Source organism: Fodinibius sp. AD559 (assembly GCF_052712805.1).
In genome coordinates this window covers 83805-103790 of record NZ_JBQPVW010000009.1, presented here as the reverse complement: position 1 = coordinate 103790, position 19986 = coordinate 83805, and the positions used below count along the sequence as shown (strand labels likewise).

Sequence of the window (19986 nt, the reverse complement as noted above, 5' to 3'; positions counted from 1 at the left end):
CAACATTAATCACAACTTTTAGATTTTACTCATTTGTTTGAAGAGATACGAAATTCTGACATTGTTGAAGAGCGGGCCATTCTCGTAGGTGTTTATGGACCCGAAACTCCGCGTATCCAAGCTGAGGAATATCTGGATGAGCTTGAGCTGCTCACCTATACCGCTGGCGGTAAGACGGTAGACAAGGTCTTACAAAACCGAATGCACCCCGATCCCTCTTCGTATGTTGGATCCGGTAAACTTCGGCAGCTTAAATCGATGAAGGGAGAAAAAAATGTGGATACCTTTATTTTCGATGATGACCTTTCGCCAACACAGATTCGAAATATTGAGAAGGAGACAAAGGCTAAGGTATTGGATCGCAGCGGATTGATCCTGGATATTTTTGCTTCGCGCGCAAAAACAGCAGCTGCTAAAACACAGGTAGAGCTGGCACAACTTCAATATTTATTACCGCGATTAACGCGATTTTGGACACACTTGTCGCGCCAGCAGGGTGGTATCGGTACTCGTGGTCCCGGTGAATCCCAGATCGAGATGGACCGCCGGATGATTGACAAACGTATTGCTACGCTTAAAGATAAGCTTGATAAAATCGATCAGCAGCGGCAGACCCAGCGTAAGGGCCGGTCCGATAAAGTACGTATTTCACTTGTTGGCTATACCAATGCTGGTAAGTCTACATTAATGAATGCATTAACAAATACTGAAGTGTTGGCTGAAAACCGTCTATTTGCTACGCTCGATTCCACCGTGCGTCAGTACGAAATTGGCAATCACGAAGCACTCCTGTCAGACACTGTTGGATTTATTCGAAAGTTGCCGCATGATCTTATCGCCAGTTTTAAATCCACGCTCGATGAAGTGCGTGAATGTGATATTTTGTTACATGTAGTAGATGCTTCTGCACGGGTGGTTCAGGATTATATCGATGTGGTAGATGATACCCTTGAGGATATGGAGGTAAACGATAAAAAGAGTCTGCTCGTATTTAATAAGATGGATACCATTGATTCGCATCGTATTAACGAGCTGAAGCGGGCTTATCCCGATGCGGTGTTTATTTCTGCCGAGCGGGGAATTGGTCTTGATAAGCTGGAAAATAGAATCAAGGAACTTATTGAGGAAGATTTCGTTACAAAAACCATGTCCATCCCCGCAGCGAAATATGAAGGGGTAGCGTTTTTACATCGCGAAGCAAATATTATAGAAAAAAAATACGAAGGTTCAGATATAAAGCTTACGTTTAGTATAGATAAAGCAGATTTGATGCGGCTTAACGCAATACTCGACAATATTGATACGGCTGAATCAGTTATGTAATAAATCGTATTATATTATCTACCGATGCTTGCAAATAAATCCATAACACAGTCAGACTTTAAACCTCTCCGAGGTACCGATACTGTTGATGCGGTAAGGAACCGTATGAAAGAAGAACAGGTAAATGCTTTTCCGGTAGTGGATCCCACTACCCAAAAGCTTATTGGTCAGATTGATCGAGAGCAGCTTTCACGAGCAGACGACGATCAGCAGATTTCAGACCTACAAATGGATAAGGTTGTCAAAATTTTTGAAGGTCAGCACATCTTTGAAGGTGTTCGGTTGATGTTGCAGTATGAGTTAAATTTGCTTCCGCTGGTGAATAAGGAAGGGACCTTTCTGGGAGTAATTACCAAACAGCAGATCCTGGAGGCGATCTCCAAGATGTTGAACCTCGAACAAAAAGGGTCTGTACTGACAATAGAAATTGAGCCGATAGATTTTTCACTCTCTGAAATTGTGCAGATTATTGAGGCCGAAGGTGCTAAAATACTTGGCGTGGCGGTAGAAAGTTCCGATGGTAATCATCAGGCATTTGAAGTATCAGTAAAGCTGAACTTGAAAGATATATCTCGCGTAACGGCTGCTCTAAAACGGTATGGATATTCTGTTATCTCTGAATCAGAGAGCACAGTGCTCGAAAATGATTTGGAATACCGAGCTGATGAACTGCTTAAGTACATAGATATGTAAATCTATGTATAATGGAATTCCTTTCTTGTATTTGCGGAACAAAACTGCAATTCTTGATATATTATCAGTAATAATAGAAACCCTGAATTTTTATTTGATCAATGGTAAACGTGCGCCGAATAATTAGCTTACTACTTATCAGTATACTCACCGGATTTTTGCAACTTCATGCACAAGAAGTACAGGAGTCGGTTTCTCAGGATTTTGATAATGCAGTTACTCTTTTTAATCAGGGACTTTTTGAAGAGTCTATTACTGAATTTAAACATTTTTTAGAGAATCACGAGAATCATCAGCTTGTTACAACAGCTAATTATTATTTAGCACGCGCCAAGGCAAAAACGGATACCACAAATAAGTCAGTATATTTTGAGGAATTTATCGATGACTATCCATTCTCCCCTTATTCTTCGAAGTTCCTGTTTGATCTCGGCCAACAGGCCGATAGTGCAGGGCATTACAAACAGGCCGAAACGTATTATAGCCGTGCCCTAAAATTAGGACTGGATAAAAAGGAGTCGGCCAAGGCCTATTACTGGATGGGAGAATCAGCTGCATCCGACAGTAATTTTGTGGAGGCGCGCCAGCATTTTATGACGTTGACTGAGGAGTATCCCAAAAGCGAATGGGCCCCCAAGGCATTATATGCCAGAGGACGATTGTATCTGAGTGAAAATAAGTACGACTCTTCAAGCGTTGCCTTCGAAATTTTAAAAGACCGCTATCCCAATAACGAAATGGCCCGTCGCGTGGGTACTGCATTAGGAGAATCCTATTACCAACAGGGGCATTACAAAGAGGCTATAGAAGCTCTTAAAAATGCAATACCTCATCTTGATGATAAGCAGCGTTCCAAAGCGGTTTATTTAATTGCAGAAAGCAGTAATTATCTGGGTAATTATGATGAAGCCTCAAGGTATTACAAACAGTATATAAATCTTAATGAGGGGACCGATGAAGTACGTGTAGCTCATTATGGCTTGGGATGGTTGTATCATAAACAGGAGATTTACCACTGGGCTGCCGATGAGTTTGGCAAAGCGGCTGAGGGAGATGATGAAACGGCCCGAAAGGCCCTATACTATAAAGCCGTTAATGAAAAGCTTGGTTCGCGATATGCTGATGCATTAAATACCTTCCGTACTTTTGGAGATCGCTTTCAAGAAGGGCTCTGGGTGGAGCGGGCCTATTATGAATGGGCTGTTACGGCTTACGAAGTTGGTCGACATACCGAGGCCATTGATGCGTTGCTACCGTTGGTCCGGAGTGATCGCGAGCTGGACTGGAAAGGGAAGGTCTATACCTTACTGGGCGAAGCCTATTTTGCGAATAAAGAATATACCCGAGCTTTACAGGCTTTTGAGGCAGCCGAGAAAGTTACGGATGTCGATCCGGCCATAAAGCGCCAAGCCAAGTTTCAAAAAGCATGGGTTCAGTATAGTAATCATGCGTATGAACAGGCCCAGCCCATTTTTAGATCAGTATACACTGAAGCACCCGATACTGAACTGGGACGAGAGTCTCTTTTCTGGAGTGCTGATGCCCTTTACCAGTTGCAGCAATATGGACAGGCGGCCCAACAGTTTGCTGAATTTATTAATCGCTATCCCGATCATGAGATGGTTGGTCCGGCTAATTATGCACTGGGCTGGAGCTATTTTAAAAACGGTGATTACAAGCAGGCTATTGATCCATTCAAAACCTTTTATCAGGATTATGAAGCGCCGGACGTGGCATTATATCCCTATGATACTGATACGCAATTGCGAATTGGAGATGCCTATTATGCAATTAGTGACTATGAAAATGCTATTTCCTATTATCAGGAAGCGATAGGAGCGGAGCCCGGTGGCGATTATGCAATGTATCAAATGGCGAACAGTTACTATCGGGATGAACAGACCTACGAAGCGGTAACAACATTCCGGCGGTTTCTTAGAATTTATCCGTACAGTCAGTTTGTGGAGCAGACCCAGTATAATATTGCCTATATCTATTTAAATACCGGAAATTATACACAGGCAGTCGAAGAGTTCCAGAAGGTTATTAATAAGTATCCGAATACGGAATGGGCGGCGCGTGCGCAATACAATATTGGTGATGCCTATTATAATGCCGGTGATTACGAAAAAGCTATTGCCGCTTATAAAGATGTGATGGAGGGATATCCGCAGAGCGAGTATATTATTGAAGCGGTGAACGGCATTCAATATTCGCAGATGTCGATGGGACAATCCGATTCAAGTTCAGCTATTCTGGAGGATTTTATTGCTGATCATCCGCAGACTTCGATGGCTGACAGACTTCGATTTCGTCAGGCTGATAACCGTATGCAGTCGGGCAATTACCAAGCAGCTATTGATGAATTTCAGCAATATATCAGGATCACCAACAATCAGGAGCTACTGCCTGATGCCCATTTTAATTTAGCCAATGCTTATGAGCAGACCGATCAAATTGCCAAGGCTGTGGATGAATATGAGATGATTGTCGAAAAATTTCCAAATTCAGAACGAGTGGGACCTTCCCTGGCCTCATTGGGACGCATTGCTTATTCGCGGGTAAAATATAAACAGTCATTTGAATATTTTAGTCAACTTGTCGAGCAGGAACAGAAGTATCGGCAAGAAGCATATATCGGCATGGGGAATGCGCAATTGGCGATGAATAATTTGTCTGAAGCCGAAAAGTATTACCAGGCAGCTCTGGATGATAATACTGACTATGAGCCTGCCAAGGTAGGGCTGGCGAAAATTGCTATTGAAAAAGAGGATTATCAACGAGCACAAGAGCTGTTATCTCCCATCGCCGAATCGAATACGACGGAAGTGGGAGCTGAGGCCCAATACTATCTGGGAGAAATTCATCAACAGCAGGGTAATTATAAGCAAGCTGTCAAGGCTTATGCCAATGTAAATATTTTGTATGAGGCGTTTAGTAATTGGGTTGCCAAGGCGTTGTTACGGCAAGCAGAAAGCTACATTCAAATGGGGCAACGGGGAGAAGCTCGTTCCACACTCAATACTTTGATCGAAGATTATCCCGGTACCCCACAGGCGAAAGATGCACAGCAATTATTGGATTCACAGTAGATTATGGATAAAGAAGTTAGTCCTGCTCGCGCCCTAAACGGAACAATAAAACTACCACCTGATAAGTCAATATCACATCGTTCAGTGATGTTTGCCTCGTTGCACCAAGGCAGGTCTACTATTCGTAACTTTTCTTCTGCCGCCGATCCCCACAGTACAATTGAGTGCATGCGTGGATTGGGAGTAGCAATTCGTGAGGATGGCAATACGGTGGAAGTCGAAGGTACAGGTAGAGATGGACTGCAGCTACCGGAAGGGGATTTAGACTGTGGAAACTCCGGCACGACGATGCGTCTGCTGAGCGGTATTATTGCGGGATCGGGAGTTCCGGCGCGTCTTGTGGGAGATGAATCACTTTCAGCTCGTACGATGAAACGGATTATTGACCCGCTTACCGAAATGGGAGCAGAAATTACCGCTCGGGAAGATGATTTTGCTCCGTTGGACATTAGTCGTCCAAGATCATTAAAGCCGCTGCATTTTCCTTTGCCCATCCCGAGTGCCCAGCTGAAATCGTGTGTATTGCTGGCGGGATTATTTGGGGATGAGCAGACCGAAGTGATAGAAACGCTTCCCAGTCGCGATCATACCGAACGATTGTTAAATCTGACAATTGAAGAAAAAGGAGAAAAGAAGCATATCTATTCATCTCGGGAAGATGGAATTCCCGAGCAATCGTATCGTATTCCCAACGATTTTTCGGCTGCAGCCTTTTGGTTGGTAGCAGGAGCCATCCATCCCAATGCAGAAATTACACTGCCTAACGTAGGAATGAACCCAACCCGTTTTGGCGCTCTCAATATCCTGAAACAAATGGGGGCTGCAATTACCGTGAGCAATGAGCACGATGAGGGAGCAGAACCAGTAGCAGATTTAAGCGTGGTAAGTTCAGAGTTGCAGCCTGTTGAAATTACCGAAGAAATAGTTCCCAACTGCATTGATGAAATTCCAATTCTGATGATAGCTATGCTTTATGCCGATGGTGTTTCTCGCATATCCGGCGCCGAAGAACTGCGTCATAAAGAAACGGATCGCTTAGCGGCGATGGCTGAGATGCTTGAGAAAGCCGGTGCCGACTTTACCGAGTATAAGGATGGATTTGAAATCAAAGGCGATCCCAATTTTGTGTCGGAATCGGCATCCTTTAAAAGTTATCATGATCATCGCATTGCTATGTCGGCCGCAGTATTGAGTATGATGGGAGATCAATCATCCCAAATACAGCATGCCGAATGTACTGCCATTTCTTACCCCTCATTCTGGGATGATCTGTCACTTCTGACGAATTGATTGGCCAATCCGCAAATCTGACAATTCACTCTTGTTGATGACGTAATAATGCCAATACGTCATAAAAGTACCCCACCTTTATAGCTTGGCATTGTGATTGCTCATATAAAAGTGAATATGAAACAAATGGGTAAATCCATGAATGATTTTACAGTTGATATTGAGCGACAGTTGAACAAGCTGGGAAAAGACATACAAAACTTTGTAGAACGTATTGTACCTCTTGAAGATAGAGGACATGATTTTACTCCGGCGTGTGATATTGTAGAAAGTGATGAAACCTATGCGATTGAATTGGATTTGCCCGGTTTGTCAAAGAAAGAAATTAATATTGCTCTGAAAGAGCATGTTTTAACAGTGAAAGGCGAACGGGCTGAAGAGTTAGATGATTCTGAGGTCTATCGTCGTCAGGAGCGTTCGACGGGTGTGTTTTCGCGCTCGTTTGCGCTGCCTGAAAATGTGAATACTGCTGAAATCGATGCGGTATTCCGAAATGGGGTATTAACAATTACAATGCCCAAATCGGATGTTCTCAGTGATGCAGAATCGATTCCGATTAAATAAAGATTTTGAGTGTCGCGCTGTCCCGAGTATTCGGGATCAGCATCAGCACTGCGAAACGAATTATTATTCATTTTCATTGGTCCCGAAACAAGTTCGGGATGACATGAAATACAAGAAATTGCACAAAGAATTAAACAAACAACAAAAAATAATAAACTACTATTATGGGTAAGATTATAGGAATTGACTTAGGTACAACCAACTCCTGCGTTGCCGTAATGGAGGGAAATGAGCCTACTGTTATTCAAAACTCAGAAGGCGGTCGAACAACCCCATCGGTTGTGGCTTTCTCCAAAGACGGTGAGCGCCTAGTTGGTGCACCTGCTAAACGACAAGCGATAACAAATCCGGAAAAAACGATTTCTTCAATTAAGCGCTTCATGGGCCGCTTCTACGACGAAGTGGAGGAAGAAGCCAAGCAAGCCTCTTACGAAATTGTAAAGGGCGATAATAATACGGCCCGCGTTCAGATTGAAGACCGCACATATACTCCTCAGGAAATTTCAGCTATGGTGCTTCAGAAGATGAAGCAGACGGCTGAAGAGTATATTGGAGATGATGTAACGGAGGCGGTTATTACGGTTCCTGCATACTTTAATGATGCACAGCGTAAAGCTACTCAGGAAGCCGGAGAAATTGCCGGTCTCGATGTAAAACGAATTATAAACGAGCCAACTGCTGCTTCACTGGCCTATGGTCTTGATAAGAAAGATCAGGATATGACTATTGCTGTGTACGACCTTGGTGGTGGTACATTTGATATCTCTATTCTTGAGCTCGGTGACGGCGTGTTTGAAGTAAAATCTACAAGTGGTGATACTCACTTAGGTGGCGATGACTTTGACTCTCGTTTAATTGATCATTTGGCTAAAGAGTTTAAGAAAGACGAGGGGATCGATCTCCGGGATGATCCAATGGCGATGCAGCGATTGAAGGATGCTGCCGAAAAAGCCAAGGTTGAGCTATCAAGTTCACAAAAAACGAATGTGAATCTGCCGTTTATTACGGCTACGGATTCCGGACCCAAACATCTGAACATTGACATCACTCGTTCGCAGTTTGAAAAGATGATTGATGATCTGGTTCAGAAGACGCTTGATCCTTGCCAGAAGGTTCTGGACGATGCAAATCTATCGAAGAATGATGTCGACCAGGTTATCTTGGTTGGTGGATCTACCCGAATTCCAAAAATTCAAGAAATTGTTAAAGATTTCTTTGGCAAAGATCCAAGCAAGGGCGTAAACCCCGATGAAGTTGTAGCTGTAGGTGCTGCTATTCAAGGCGGTGTAATGTCCGGCGATGTTGATGATGTTGTACTGCTTGATGTTACGCCGCTGTCACTCGGTATTGAAACGCTCGGCGGAGTGTCTACACAGCTTATAGAGGCAAATACGACCATCCCGACCAGCAAGACAGAAACATTCTCTACTGCTGCTGATAACCAGACCAGCGTAGAAATCCACGTGCTGCAGGGTGAGCGTGCAAAAGCTCAGGACAATCGAACGCTTGGACGCTTTCACTTGGATGGTATTCCACCGGCACCACGCGGTGTGCCTCAGATTGAGGTTAAATTCGATATTGACGCTGACGGTGTGCTCAACGTAAGTGCCAAAGACAAAGGAACAGGCAAAGAACAAAGTATTCGTATCGAGGCCTCTTCTGGTCTTTCCGAAGAAGAAATTGAGAAGATGAAAGAAGAAGCTGAGAAGCACGAAGAGGAAGACGAGCGAATTCGCAAGCGTGCTGAGAAATTAAACAAGGCAGACAGTCTTGTATTCTCAACACGCAAGCAGCTTGATGAGCACGAAGATAAAATCTCTGACGAAAACAAAGAAAAAATCGAAGCTGCTCTTGAGAAAGTGAAAGAGCTCCACGATCAAGAGAAAGTGGACGAGCTCGATGATGCCATGGAAGAGTTGAATAACGCATGGTCAGAAGCTTCGCAAGAGATTTATCAGGGCGCTGCCCAAGGTCAACCCGGAGCTGGTGCTGCCGGACCGGGAGCCGCTGCAGGAGCAGCCGCCGGAGGCGGAGCTCCAAACGGAGCCGCTGGCGCCGAAGCTGATCAAGATAGTGAAGAAGATGAAGATGCTGTTGACGCTGACTTTGAAGTCGTCGATGACGAGGACAAAGAATAATCATCAGCTGAAGATTTATCACTGATTTGAGGCCCTCCATCTTACTGATGGAGGGCTTTTTTTTTATAATAATAATGATGGAGGTTTATTATTTTCGTTAGCCACAATGTGAATGTATTTCCCCCAATTCTTGAGCGCAAATAAACTGGGAAAATGATAGAACAAAAAGAGTATGGGCACTTGGCTACCAAACTCCAGTAAAGGGGTGGGATGTTAGGTGAGATGCATATAATGCCTTATATTTGATTGAATTTTATTTACCCCCAAGAAGTGAACAGCAACACCTCAATAACCGATTTCCTTATCATTGGTAGTGGTGCAGCCGGCCTACATGCGGCTTGGCGTGCCAGTCAATACGGTAATGTAATACTCATCACCAAATCGAGCCTCGAAGCCAGCAGCAGTTATTGGGCGCAAGGTGGTATTGCCGCTGTTTTGAATGATCAGGACAGCTACGAAAGCCATAAGAATGATACTCTTGAGGCAGGGCGCGGTATCTGTAATCAGCAGGCTGTTGATATTCTTGTTAAGGAGGGGGCCAAGCGAGTCCAAGAACTTATTGAGCATGGAATGCCATTCGATACTGAAAACGGAGATATTGAACTTGGTCTGGAAGGAGGGCATTCCAACCGACGAGTGCTTCATGCTAATGGTGCTGCTACCGGGAAAGCGTTGGTTGAATTTCTTGCCGAACGGGTACAGCAACAGTCGAATATCGAAGTTATTGAGTATGCTTTTGCCTACGAATTATGTACTGATGGTGATCGATGTACGGGAGCCAGTGCCTATTTGTATAAAAAAGAACAGTTGTTAAAGGTTCAAAGTCCGGTTACAGTATTAGCAACCGGCGGGTACTCGGGTCTTTATCAAAGAAGCACCAATCCACATACTTCAACGGGAGATGGTTTGTGGCTGGGATATAATGCCGGGGTTACGTTACGCGATCTTGAATTTGTACAGTTTCATCCAACGGCTTTTTATGCGGGGGATGGATCTACGTTTTTAATTAGTGAAGCAGTAAGAGGCGAGGGGGCCCGGTTGTATAATGAGGCCGGCGAACGTTTTATGGCAGAACATCCCCAGCAAGAATTAGCCCCGCGTGATGTCGTTTCACAAGAGATTTTCAGGCAGATACAGAATCAGGAAACAGATTATGTTTACTTGGATGTAAGCCACTTGGATATTGATGAATTGCGCAACTATTTTCCAACGTTAATTCGGCGTATAGAGCAACAGGGCATTGACCTGCGAGATGAAGGAATTCCGGTAGCACCTGCTGCTCATTACTGTATTGGGGGTATCGAAACGGATCTTCATGCGCGGACATTCATTAAAGGATTATACGCCTGCGGTGAAGTTGCTGCAACAGGTATTCATGGGGCTAATCGACTGGCCAGTAACTCGTTACTGGAATGCCTGGTATTTAGTAAGCGAGCAATTGATGTTGCTAAGGAAAATGATATATCGGTAGACAAACAAACGGTGTCAACGAAATTTGAGATCGATGATGAGCAGGAGAGCTTATTTACTGAACTACAGCAACAGGCGGCAGAATTGTTGAGTAACTATGTGGGGATAAGGCGCAGCAAAGAAGGATTAGAAAAAGCATTGGAAAGGCTGGCAATTTTGGAAGGTCAGTTATCACCGGTTGACAAAGAATATTACTACCTTCGCTCGAAAGGCTTAATTAAGGTAGCAAAACTTATTAGTCGTTCTGCTTTAGCAAGAGAAGAAAGCAGGGGCGTTCATACACGCAGTGATTTTCCTGAGTTGCAGTCCTCATCAGCCCCAATTCACTACCAGAAAGAAAATTTAGAAACACTGTCGGCATAGGTATTTGAAGAATGAAGGATGTAGAAACAACATTAGAAAAAAATGACGCTATTGAAGCACTCATTGAACGTGCTTTTGAGGAAGATGTGCGCAGCGGCGACGTGACTACAGATGCTGTTGTAGATGAAGGTTGCCAAGCCAAAGCGGTTTGGATTGCAAAGGAAGAAGGTGTAATTGCAGGAATTGCGGTTGCCCGGCGCGTATTTGAAAAGCTGGATCCTCAAATTGAATGGTCTCCTCATGTAGATGAAGGAGAAAAGGTATCAAAGGGAACACCCCTCGTGACAATAAAGGGAAGTTGCCGTGCTATCTTGACGGCCGAACGTATTGCATTGAATATTGCCCAGCGTATGTCGGGTATTGCAACAACGACCCGACAATATGTAGAAGCGATCGGAGAGTTGGATACCAAGGTATTAGATACGCGAAAAACAGTGCCAGGCCTGCGCTTGCTGGATAAACAGGCCGTTGCTGCCGGCGGGGGGACGAATCATCGTATGGGGCTTTTTGATTTAGCGATGGTTAAAGATAATCATATAGTAGCAGCCGGAAGTATTGCAGCTGCCGTACAGGGTGTTCGTACGAATGCCCCTGCTGTACGCATTGAAGTTGAAACGACCTGTTTAGAAGAGGTCAAAAAAGCCTTGGCTGCAGGTGCTGATATCATTATGCTCGATAATATGAGTATTGCTATGATGAAGAAAGCGGTGGAGTTAATAGATGGAAAAGCCGAAACGGAGGCCTCCGGCAATATTACCCTGGATAGGATTAAAGAAGTAGCCTCTACAGGAGTTGACTATATTTCTGTTGGAGCACTGACACATTCAGTGACCGCTTTTGATATCAGTCAGCAGTTACAAGAAATTTATAAATAGAATGAAAACGGAATAGTTATTATGAATACCCAAGAGTTAATTGATGGGATAAAAGAACTGAAAGAAGAAAAGAATGCCGTGATTCTGGGCCACAATTACATGGTCCCCGAAGTACAGGATATTGCCGACTATATTGGTGATTCCCTGGGCCTCTCGCATCAAGCGGCAAAAACCGATGCCGAGATGATTATCTTTTGCGGCGTCCATTTTATGGCCGAAACAGCCTCAATCATTTCTCCCGATAAAAAGGTGCTTATCCCGGATTTAGAAGCCGGTTGCTCACTGGCCGGCAGTATTACCGTCGAACAGCTGCGCGAATGGAAAGCAGAACATCCCGATGCTGTTACGGTGACATATATCAATACAACAGCTGAGGTAAAAGCAGAGTGCGACTACTGCTGCACTTCTTCAAATGCGGTGGATGTGATTAATACGATACCGGAAGATAAAGAGATTTTATTTTTGCCCGATAAGTTCCTGGGTGGATATATTGAGATGGTTACCGGTCGCGAGCTCAATATTTGGGATGGCGCTTGCCACGTTCACGAAAAGATTGGAGAGCTGAATCTTTCTGATAAGCAGGAAGAATATCCCGAAGCTGAGATGTTGATTCATCCCGAGTGCGGATGCTCAACCTCGTGCATGATGAAGTCAGCGATGTACTTCGATTGCGAAGATGGGCATATCCATTCTACAAGTGGTATGCTGAACCGAGCTCAAGAGTCGGATGCTGATGAGTTTGTCGTGGCGACGGAAACCGGCATTTTGCATCGCATGCGGAAAGAAAATCCGGGCAAAAAATTCCATCCGGCCAATGAAAATGCGGTTTGTGAGTTTATGAAGATGATCACGCTTGAGAAATTATATGATTCACTGAAGTATGAGCAGCACGAAGTGAAAGTAGAAGGGGAGTTGGCCGAGCGTGCCCATCTGCCAATCGAACGAATGCTGAGTATTGCGTAACTAAAACTTCTCAATTTAAATGAAATTGTGATACGAAAACTTACGAAAAATTCACAAAGTTTTATTAGATAATCTTTGTGATAGTTCGTGTTTTCTTTGCACAGCTTTGTACATTGTTTCAAAAGCAATTGTGATAGATATGAATATTTTAGGCATTGAATCATCGTGTGATGAGACGGCGGCTGCTGTCTATACCGATGATGGGCTTCAGTCGAATATAATAGCCTCTCAGGCGGTTCATGAACAGTACGGCGGGGTAGTGCCAGAGCTGGCTTCGCGCGCGCACCACAAGACCATTTGGCACACCGTACAGCAGGCACTTGATGAGGGGAATACTCCACTATCCGATATTGACGTTGTTTCGGTAACGCAGGGACCGGGGCTGATGGGATCACTGTTGGTGGGCCTCTGTTTTGCTAAGGGATTATGTCTTTCTCGTAATATCCCGCTGGTGGGAGTAAACCACATGGACGCCCATATTTATGCCAATTTTATTGATGATCAGCCTGAATATCCGTTTGTATCGCTTACCGTATCGGGGGGACACACCCAGCTTGTTTATGTTACAGCCCCTTTTGAGCATCAACTATTGGGACAAACCCGTGATGATGCCGCCGGGGAAGCCTTTGATAAGATAGGAAAGATTTTGGGTTTGCCATATCCGGCGGGACCGGTTATTGATGAGCGATCACAGTATGGAGATCCTGATTTCCATGATTTTCCGCAGGCGATGTTGGATAACGATTTTGAGTTCAGCTTTTCAGGACTCAAAACATCAGTTAAATACTTCCTGGAAGATCAGGATAATCGAGAGCAATTTTTGGAAGATCACCTGGATGATATTTGTGCCAGTGTATCGTATGCGATTACGGAGGTGTTGGTGAAGAAGCTTCGTAATGCTATTGAGTATACCGGAGTAAAGACCATCGCTTTGGCGGGAGGAGTATCGGCTAATTCTATGTTGCGAAGAAAAGCCAATGAATTAGCTTTGGAAACTGGTTGTGAGCTGCATATCCCTAAATTAGCCTATTGCACCGATAATGCGGCCATGATTGCCATCACGGGCTATATGATGGCTCAGCGAGGTATGTATGCACAAATGGATATGAAGCCTTTTGCAAACTTGAAACAAGTTTTAAGTTAAAAGTAGAGAATCTAAAGTTAAATTCCTCTCTTTAGACCTTTCACTTACGATTTTCTACATAGAATTATTTCGTGTCATCCTGAATTTATTTCAGGATCTGAAATGTTTGATTCGACTGATAGATTCTGAAACAAATTCAGAATGACATTGTTATTGAAAACGTTTCGAAGCCTCGACCGCTAACGCATCCACGCGATTATTCCGCTCATTATCGGAGTGCCCTTTAACTTTTATCCACTCCACATCGTGCGGTTGCATGGCTGTGAGCATTTCCTCCCATAAATCCTGATTTTCGACCGGTTTTTTATTGGCTTTTTTCCATCCGCGTTTCAGCCAGGCATCTACCCAGCCTTGTTTAAAGGCATTGACGATAAGAGCGCTATCACTGTGAATTTTTACATGGCACGGTTGATTGAGAGCATTTAAAGCCTCAATCACGGCGCGCATCTCCATGCGGTTATTGGTAGTATGATCAGCCCCGCCGGTTATTTCGCGTTCTTTGTTATTCCATTGCAACAAGACTCCCCAACCACCGGGACCGGGATTTCCGCTGCATGCGCCGTCTGTAAATACTATAACCGTTTTTTTCTTCTTTTTAGACATAGCGTTTTGTTATTGGAGCTAATTTCGTTTTTAAATTTTTTGCAGATTCAGCTACCTGTCGGTTCCAATTGGCTGCGTTTTTACCTGCATAAATAATACTTCGGCTGGAGTTGATAAGGGGAATGGCCGTGTGTTGTTCCAATGATTTATTCAATGCAGAAATTGAGCCGCCTTGTTTGCCAACGCCTGGAATGAGCAGCGGTGATGCGGAGAATTCTTTGATAACCAATTCTAATTCGCTGGCCTTGGTTGCTCCGACAACCATCCCGATAGATGTCTTGCTGTCTTGCTGTTTCCTGTTTAGCTCTTTGGCGATGAAGTTGGATACCGTCTGTCCGCCCGCTAATTGTTTGAGCAGAATATCTTTGGCTCCGGGATTCGAAGTTAACGTAAGTACATAAATTCCTTTAGAGATATCATTCAGAAATGGATTCAGTGTTTCAAAGCCCATCAGAGGGTTAAGGGTTACCGCATCTATGTCAAAATGCTGAAAAAAAGCGTTGGCGTAATGTTCCGCAGTAGAGCTGATGTCGCCCCGCTTTGCATCGGCGATTATAATTTTATTTTCCGGGATATGATCTAAGATGGCATCAAACGTATCCAATCCATCAGCCCCCAGTGCTTCAAAAAATCCGAGATTCGGTTTATAAGCGGCACAGTGTTCTACGGTTACGTCGATTACTTTTTTTAGAAACGTTTCCACTTTTTGGGGATCGGATTGATCCGTTGAAGTAATAGGATCCGGCATCAACTCCAGGTTGGGATCGAGTCCTACACAAAGGGTAGATTGCGTAGCCTGTACGGCCGCTTTGAGTTTTGCGTTAAAAGTCATACTGTAAATCATTTTAAGTTCAGCGGAAGATACAAAGGGCAGGGAGGAATCGAAATCTCTGTAAATAAAAAAAGCGGAGGGAAGACCCTCCGCTTGAAAATTAATTGGAATTGTGTGTCAATTTGCTACGGGAAACCCTTCCGGAATTTTAGAAACGTTTATTTGCTCAATTCCAGCATTCATCGAGTTGTTAATAGCCTCAATGGTTTCGTTGGCAATGACAGCCGATCCCCTGTTGGTAGGGTGAACGCCGTCAAAGCTAAATAGTTCTCCCGGTACAGGGCGAAGATTTAGATCATTAGTTTGATAGCCGTTTTCTCCACCGGAACTTTGAAATGAGTTAAAAGTTTCAGCAAAGATTTGATTGATATCGACAACAGTAAATCCAGCTGATGAAGCTGAATTTTCAATGGTAGCATTATATTGTTGAATAGCACCGGCTGCCTGTTCAAGTTCAGAGCTACCTTGAGGTCCACCTGCAGGTCCGTCAAGTACCAATTCATCGGGAATTGCTGTTTGTGGTTGAACAGGAGGTTGAATTTCTTCAGCTTGAACTTTAGCAAAGTAAGACTGGGCTGAAAGTAGTGGAAAGTCAGCTTGACGCATTACGCGTGATCCTCCATCAGTCTCAATATAAATATCGAGATTTCCTTGCTCTGTAACGAGTTGATAACTCTGAGTCTCGTCGTTAAATACTATAGCGCCTTGTTGCTCTAATTGTGTTCTTAGGTAGAAGACATAGGGTATTGTTGTTACATCAGGTATGGTATAAACAACGACATTGGCACCGGTTGAAGCCATGGCTTGAACTGATCCCTGATAAAGTTGAGAAAAGTTATTGGGATCAGTAATGGATTGTCCTTCACCACCGGAAGTGACAAATCCAAGCACATCATTATTACCCAACCAGAAGGTAATAAACGTTGGTTGTTGTTTGGCAACTTGATTGTGCAAGTTTGGTGCATCTTTTGCAAGTTCTGACTGTTCCATTACAATACCATAAAACGGATTGTACGCAGGATGACTTTCGTTGGTAGCACGTTCTTTCAGGTCTCCGGAGTTGTTAGGGTTGACGTAATCTACAAGTACAGCACCAGGTACACCTAAGTTAGAGAAGGGTTTTTCAGCCTGATTGGTTGGTGACCCCATAGAGCTATTTGTGGTCGTTTCGACCGGCTCTAAATTTGTTAATTCGATTCGACCGTTACCACTGCTGATACCCGGATCACTAACCAACGGTTGATCAAAGTTTTCAGACTGATTTACTTGTCGAGCAAGTAGATTGGGAAATGAGTATTTCTGGCCAGATTGGTATAAGGCATTATTTTGAAAGCCCGCTGTTAAACTGTTACCTACTGCTACATACGAAGAGAAATCAGCATCGCCGGTATCAACGGGATCAACATCGAGATCCTGATAATCTTTACAACCTGTTACAAGTGCCAGCAATAACGCCAGCGAGAGTATTCCTTTAATATATTTTTTTAAATAACTCATAGTGTAATATCCTTAATCATTTATAAATTCAGTGTGAAGCCGAGACCGGGAAGATTGGCATAGGTAGTGTAAACACCGTCAATGCCGCCTTCATGGGTGTTGGTCACTTTTCGCTGCTTGGCCCGGATAAAGATATATGAGGCATCAACAGCAAAGTAATCAGTAACCTGATAGCTTACTCCACCGGAAAACAACCAGCGATCGGAGTCGGGCAGCGTGGGATCTACATAACGATCGCGAATGGGATTCTCATCATAAGCAATGCCTCCGCGAACCGTTAAGCCTTCAACAGGAAGTTCGGTGTATTCGGCGCCAAAGCGCAGCTGCCATGTGTCTTTGTAATTGCGTTCATTTACAATAGTACTGCCCCCGAGAGCTGGCACAGGTTGATCGAACTCAATAGCTAATTCATCATAGCTTGACCAGCCCCACCAAACGTAGTCGAGTTCGGTCCTTAAGCCTTCAATGGGCTCTACATTAACAGCAACTACATAACTTGCGGGCAGCGTGATTTCGGCACCGCCTTGAGCCGAAGAGGGGAAGCCCACACTAAGATTTTCAAAAGTGGCATCGCCTTCAAACTCAGTTGTCACTTCACTTCGATAGGTGAATCCGAAAGTAATTTTATCAGTGGGTTCGTATTGAACGCCAGCATTAAATCCGAAAGCTGGTTCTTTGAGATCTCCATCCAGAGCAAAAGTACCTTCCGGTGAAAAGCTCGTTACAGCACGGCTCAATTTAACTTTTCCATGAGCAGCAATACGCAATCCGGCACCGATACGAATATTACCAATGCCCGTATCAGATAGTTCATATCCTACGGCAGGTGTCACAAAGATAGTTTCGATGCTGGTTTCAATGGAAGAACCTCTGCCTACCCAGTTTTCGGGCCATTTTGTACCCAGCCCAAAGGGAGCATTTACACCAATACCAGCCGTTAGGTTATCGGTTATTTGATATGATCCGTAGAAGTTAGGTACCATAAATTCCTGCTTCTCCATTATAGTTTTTTGACCGGTGGGAGCCAGGGGGGATAGGTTACGGAAGGTAGAGCGAGGAGCAATCATGGTAACCCCGCCAGTGACATTTATTCCTTCCAATCCACCTAAACCGGCGGGATTATAAAAGATGGTTGACGCGTCATCAGCATAGGCCGAGAAAGCGCCGAGCACTCCATTGGCTCGTACACTGGCCTCATAGATCGAAAATCCGCTGGAAAAAGCGGATCCCGAACACAATAAAATAAGAGATATGGTGGCAATTAATCTTCGCATAGGTTCAATATATTTAGTTGAGATTAAGCGATGGATTCTAATGGTGAGTTTCCCCTGTTAATTTATACAGTAAAAAACAATAAAATGTAAGTTATTTAAATATAATATGTTAACACTGTTAACTATAAAAAATTAAAAGCTAAGGAAATATAAAAGTATCAGTTTGCAATAAGCGTACTTTTTTACTTCATTCGTGCATTAAATAGTGTAAATAGCAATAAAATAGCTTTATGGATTGGTTTGAAGAGTGGTTTGACAGTCCCCTTTACGAAAAACTGTATGCGGATCGGGATGAGAAAGAAGCAGAACAGCTAATTGATTTTTTAGAAGAAACGCTGTTATCAGAGCAATATCACTCTATTCTTGATTTGGGTTGTGGCCGGGGACGGCATTCCCACAATCTGGCAAAGCGCGGTTATGAGATCACCGGTATTGATTTGTCACCGGAAGCGATAAAAACAGCTAAAGAGAAAGCAGAAGAACTGGGATTGCAAAATACGCAGTTTGAAGTTCGTGATATGCGAGATCCATTGCCCCGGCAATTTGATGCTGTCGTAAATTTATTTACGACTTTTGGCTATTTTAAAAGTGATGAGGAAAATGCTTCTGTGCTGGATAGTGTTACAAAAATGCTAAAAGAGGAGGGACTTTTTGTGCTCGACTATTTAAATGCTGAAAAAGTAAAGCAGGATTTTGTGCCTGAGGAAGAGGGAGAGTTTCAGGAGATTAGATATGAGATTAAGCGCTACGTCAAAAATGGAGCTATCCACAAAGATATTGCATTTGCAGGCGACAAATTGGATAAACCGCGTGTTTACTGGGAGCGTGTGAAATTGTATGGGTTAGATTGGTTTAAAGAGGAGATGGATAAAAGGAACCTGGAGATTATTGATGTAAACGGGGATTACCAAGGCAGCGACTTTGATCCCCAAACGAGTCCACGACTGCTGATAATTAGTAGATTATCAAAATAAGTGGTGGCTAAAATGGTATTTGCCTCGGATTGGGATGGATGTTATCTGTTGAAAATACCCTATTGGGAAAAGGCGAGCTGAAATACCGTACTCTGTATACGAATACCGGATTCCCCCTCTCCATCAAAAAGATCAGTGAAAATATTTCCTATCGAACTTTTTATAGAATAGTTTCAGAGAAAACCTCTTCGGCACCGTGCGGTGGATTATCTAATGTCCATGTTTCGAAGTAGAAATGTCGCTCTGATCGCATACGTTTGTTATTGATGCTGAAAAATCGAAATTCTTTATCAACCAAAGGTTTGAACGCTTTGAAAAGAACCGGATAAATGTTTTCCTCAGAAAATAAATGGAGGTCAAATCCATGATGGGCAGGTTCTTTATATAAGAGATAGGCTCCCGACTCAATCACCGTTCTTATTTCATCTTTTTTATGTCCCACTTTTGATTCGGTATCGAGAGATAGGGATGCTAAATCTATTTCAGGTAACTCGCTGTTATTTGATATTACTAAAGCTTCTCCAATATGAATAGTTTCCAATCCTTCTCTAAAGGAATCAAATGATTTGTTTGTAGTGGAGGTAAACTGAAAGTTCTTGAAGGCAGAACCGAGGTTATCAAGTATTGCGTTACTTTTTGAAAGTACGTTGATCCCAAACTTTTCGTCTTCAAGCAGGGTGCCGGTGATGTAAAATTTGGAATAGGTGGGATCCGGTTGCATAAAATCATCAAGTGTAGCCTCAACCTCTTCTTTGGTTTTATTGGCATTGCGTTTGGCCAGCTTATCCAGACGAAGGTCGTGATTGAAGAATAGCTTAAAGATATCCATAAAAGTGATGCATGTTTCGTATTCCGCAAAAAGTCTTATTATGGGAAAAGATAGGCATTACG

Annotated in this window: 16 protein-coding genes; 11 read left to right on the top strand and 5 right to left on the bottom strand. The window is 43.5% G+C overall.

Annotation, left to right across the window (positions count from 1 at the left end; translation table 11 throughout):
* Positions 1–33: 33 nt before the first annotated feature.
* From hflX to tsaD, 10 genes are all read left to right on the top strand, one after another.
* The gene (gene hflX / locus ACQ4LT_RS14285) at positions 34–1323 is read left to right on the top strand and encodes a GTPase HflX (protein WP_445666737.1); all 1290 of its coding nucleotides are present in this window, start codon (positions 34–36) and stop codon (positions 1321–1323) included.
* Positions 1324–1347: 24 nt separating this feature from the next.
* Positions 1348–2016, top strand: a complete 669-nt coding sequence (locus ACQ4LT_RS14280; RefSeq protein WP_445666736.1) for a CBS domain-containing protein — start codon at positions 1348–1350, stop codon at positions 2014–2016.
* A gap of 101 nt (positions 2017–2117) precedes the next feature.
* A complete protein-coding gene (locus ACQ4LT_RS14275) occupies positions 2118–5108 on the top strand; it encodes a tetratricopeptide repeat protein (RefSeq protein WP_445666735.1) in 2991 nt (996 codons plus the stop codon).
* Between the two features lie 3 nt (positions 5109–5111).
* The gene (gene aroA, locus ACQ4LT_RS14270) at positions 5112–6398 is read left to right on the top strand and encodes a 3-phosphoshikimate 1-carboxyvinyltransferase (RefSeq protein WP_445666734.1); all 1287 of its coding nucleotides are present in this window, start codon (positions 5112–5114) and stop codon (positions 6396–6398) included.
* 138 nt (positions 6399–6536) lie between these two features.
* Entirely contained in the window at positions 6537–6962 is a 426-nt protein-coding gene (locus ACQ4LT_RS14265; RefSeq protein WP_445666733.1) for an Hsp20/alpha crystallin family protein, read from the top strand.
* Between the two features lie 164 nt (positions 6963–7126).
* Positions 7127–9100, top strand: coding sequence for a molecular chaperone DnaK (gene dnaK / locus ACQ4LT_RS14260; RefSeq protein WP_445666732.1), 1974 nt, complete (start codon positions 7127–7129; stop codon positions 9098–9100).
* Positions 9101–9346: 246 nt separating this feature from the next.
* Positions 9347–10933, top strand: coding sequence for an L-aspartate oxidase (gene nadB, locus ACQ4LT_RS14255; protein WP_445666731.1), 1587 nt, complete (start codon positions 9347–9349; stop codon positions 10931–10933).
* An 11-nt stretch (positions 10934–10944) separates the two neighbouring features.
* Complete coding sequence (nadC, locus tag ACQ4LT_RS14250; RefSeq protein ID WP_445666730.1) at positions 10945–11808, top strand: carboxylating nicotinate-nucleotide diphosphorylase; 864 nt, start codon at positions 10945–10947, stop codon at positions 11806–11808.
* A 21-nt stretch (positions 11809–11829) separates the two neighbouring features.
* The gene (gene nadA / locus ACQ4LT_RS14245) at positions 11830–12771 is read left to right on the top strand and encodes a quinolinate synthase NadA (RefSeq protein ID WP_445666729.1); all 942 of its coding nucleotides are present in this window, start codon (positions 11830–11832) and stop codon (positions 12769–12771) included.
* A gap of 139 nt (positions 12772–12910) precedes the next feature.
* A complete protein-coding gene (tsaD, locus tag ACQ4LT_RS14240; RefSeq protein WP_445666728.1) occupies positions 12911–13915 on the top strand; it encodes a tRNA (adenosine(37)-N6)-threonylcarbamoyltransferase complex transferase subunit TsaD in 1005 nt (334 codons plus the stop codon).
* 150 nt (positions 13916–14065) lie between these two features.
* Here tsaD and rnhA read toward each other — a convergent pair whose 3' ends face one another.
* From rnhA to ACQ4LT_RS14220, 4 genes are all read right to left on the bottom strand, one after another.
* Positions 14066–14518 (bottom strand): ribonuclease HI, encoded by a 453-nt coding sequence (gene rnhA / locus ACQ4LT_RS14235; RefSeq protein WP_445666727.1) that lies wholly within the window; start codon positions 14516–14518, stop codon positions 14066–14068.
* Positions 14511–15350 carry an orotidine-5'-phosphate decarboxylase gene (pyrF, locus tag ACQ4LT_RS14230; protein ID WP_445666726.1) on the bottom strand — a complete coding sequence of 280 codons (840 nt, stop codon included), beginning with the start codon at positions 15348–15350 and terminating at the stop codon, positions 14511–14513. Before pyrF ends, rnhA begins: the two co-directional genes overlap by 8 nt.
* A gap of 117 nt (positions 15351–15467) precedes the next feature.
* Positions 15468–16847 carry an SGNH/GDSL hydrolase family protein gene (locus tag ACQ4LT_RS14225; RefSeq protein WP_445666725.1) on the bottom strand — a complete coding sequence of 460 codons (1380 nt, stop codon included), beginning with the start codon at positions 16845–16847 and terminating at the stop codon, positions 15468–15470.
* A 20-nt stretch (positions 16848–16867) separates the two neighbouring features.
* Positions 16868–18121, bottom strand: a complete 1254-nt coding sequence (locus ACQ4LT_RS14220) for an OmpP1/FadL family transporter (RefSeq protein WP_445666724.1) — start codon at positions 18119–18121, stop codon at positions 16868–16870.
* Between the two features lie 230 nt (positions 18122–18351).
* Here ACQ4LT_RS14220 and ACQ4LT_RS14215 point away from each other — a divergent pair, with 230 nt between their 5' ends.
* Positions 18352–19095 (top strand): SAM-dependent methyltransferase, encoded by a 744-nt coding sequence (locus ACQ4LT_RS14215; protein WP_445666723.1) that lies wholly within the window; start codon positions 18352–18354, stop codon positions 19093–19095.
* Positions 19096–19255: 160 nt separating this feature from the next.
* On the opposite strand, the gene ACQ4LT_RS14210 is transcribed toward ACQ4LT_RS14215, so the two are convergent.
* Positions 19256–19924, bottom strand: coding sequence for a hypothetical protein (locus ACQ4LT_RS14210; protein WP_445666722.1), 669 nt, complete (start codon positions 19922–19924; stop codon positions 19256–19258).
* Positions 19925–19986: the final 62 nt, after the last annotated feature.

Excerpts from the sequence above, each read along its gene's own strand:
- ACQ4LT_RS14215 (WP_445666723.1), top strand. The coding sequence starts at position 18,352 with ATGGATTGGTTTGAAGAGTGGTTTGACAGTCCCCTTTACGAAAAACTG.
- tsaD (WP_445666728.1), top strand. The coding sequence starts at position 12,911 with ATGAATATTTTAGGCATTGAATCATCGTGTGATGAGACGGCGGCTGCT.
- ACQ4LT_RS14225 (WP_445666725.1), bottom strand. The coding sequence starts at position 16,847 with ATGAGTTATTTAAAAAAATATATTAAAGGAATACTCTCGCTGGCGTTA.
- pyrF (WP_445666726.1), bottom strand. The coding sequence starts at position 15,350 with ATGACTTTTAACGCAAAACTCAAAGCGGCCGTACAGGCTACGCAATCT.
- nadC (WP_445666730.1), top strand. The coding sequence starts at position 10,945 with ATGAAGGATGTAGAAACAACATTAGAAAAAAATGACGCTATTGAAGCA.
- ACQ4LT_RS14280 (WP_445666736.1), top strand. The coding sequence starts at position 1,348 with ATGCTTGCAAATAAATCCATAACACAGTCAGACTTTAAACCTCTCCGA.
- aroA (WP_445666734.1), top strand. The coding sequence starts at position 5,112 with ATGGATAAAGAAGTTAGTCCTGCTCGCGCCCTAAACGGAACAATAAAA.
- rnhA (WP_445666727.1), bottom strand. The coding sequence starts at position 14,518 with ATGTCTAAAAAGAAGAAAAAAACGGTTATAGTATTTACAGACGGCGCA.
- ACQ4LT_RS14210 (WP_445666722.1), bottom strand. The coding sequence starts at position 19,924 with ATGGATATCTTTAAGCTATTCTTCAATCACGACCTTCGTCTGGATAAG.
- dnaK (WP_445666732.1), top strand. The coding sequence starts at position 7,127 with ATGGGTAAGATTATAGGAATTGACTTAGGTACAACCAACTCCTGCGTT.
- ACQ4LT_RS14220 (WP_445666724.1), bottom strand. The coding sequence starts at position 18,121 with ATGCGAAGATTAATTGCCACCATATCTCTTATTTTATTGTGTTCGGGA.
- ACQ4LT_RS14265 (WP_445666733.1), top strand. The coding sequence starts at position 6,537 with ATGAATGATTTTACAGTTGATATTGAGCGACAGTTGAACAAGCTGGGA.
- ACQ4LT_RS14275 (WP_445666735.1), top strand. The coding sequence starts at position 2,118 with ATGGTAAACGTGCGCCGAATAATTAGCTTACTACTTATCAGTATACTC.
- nadA (WP_445666729.1), top strand. The coding sequence starts at position 11,830 with ATGAATACCCAAGAGTTAATTGATGGGATAAAAGAACTGAAAGAAGAA.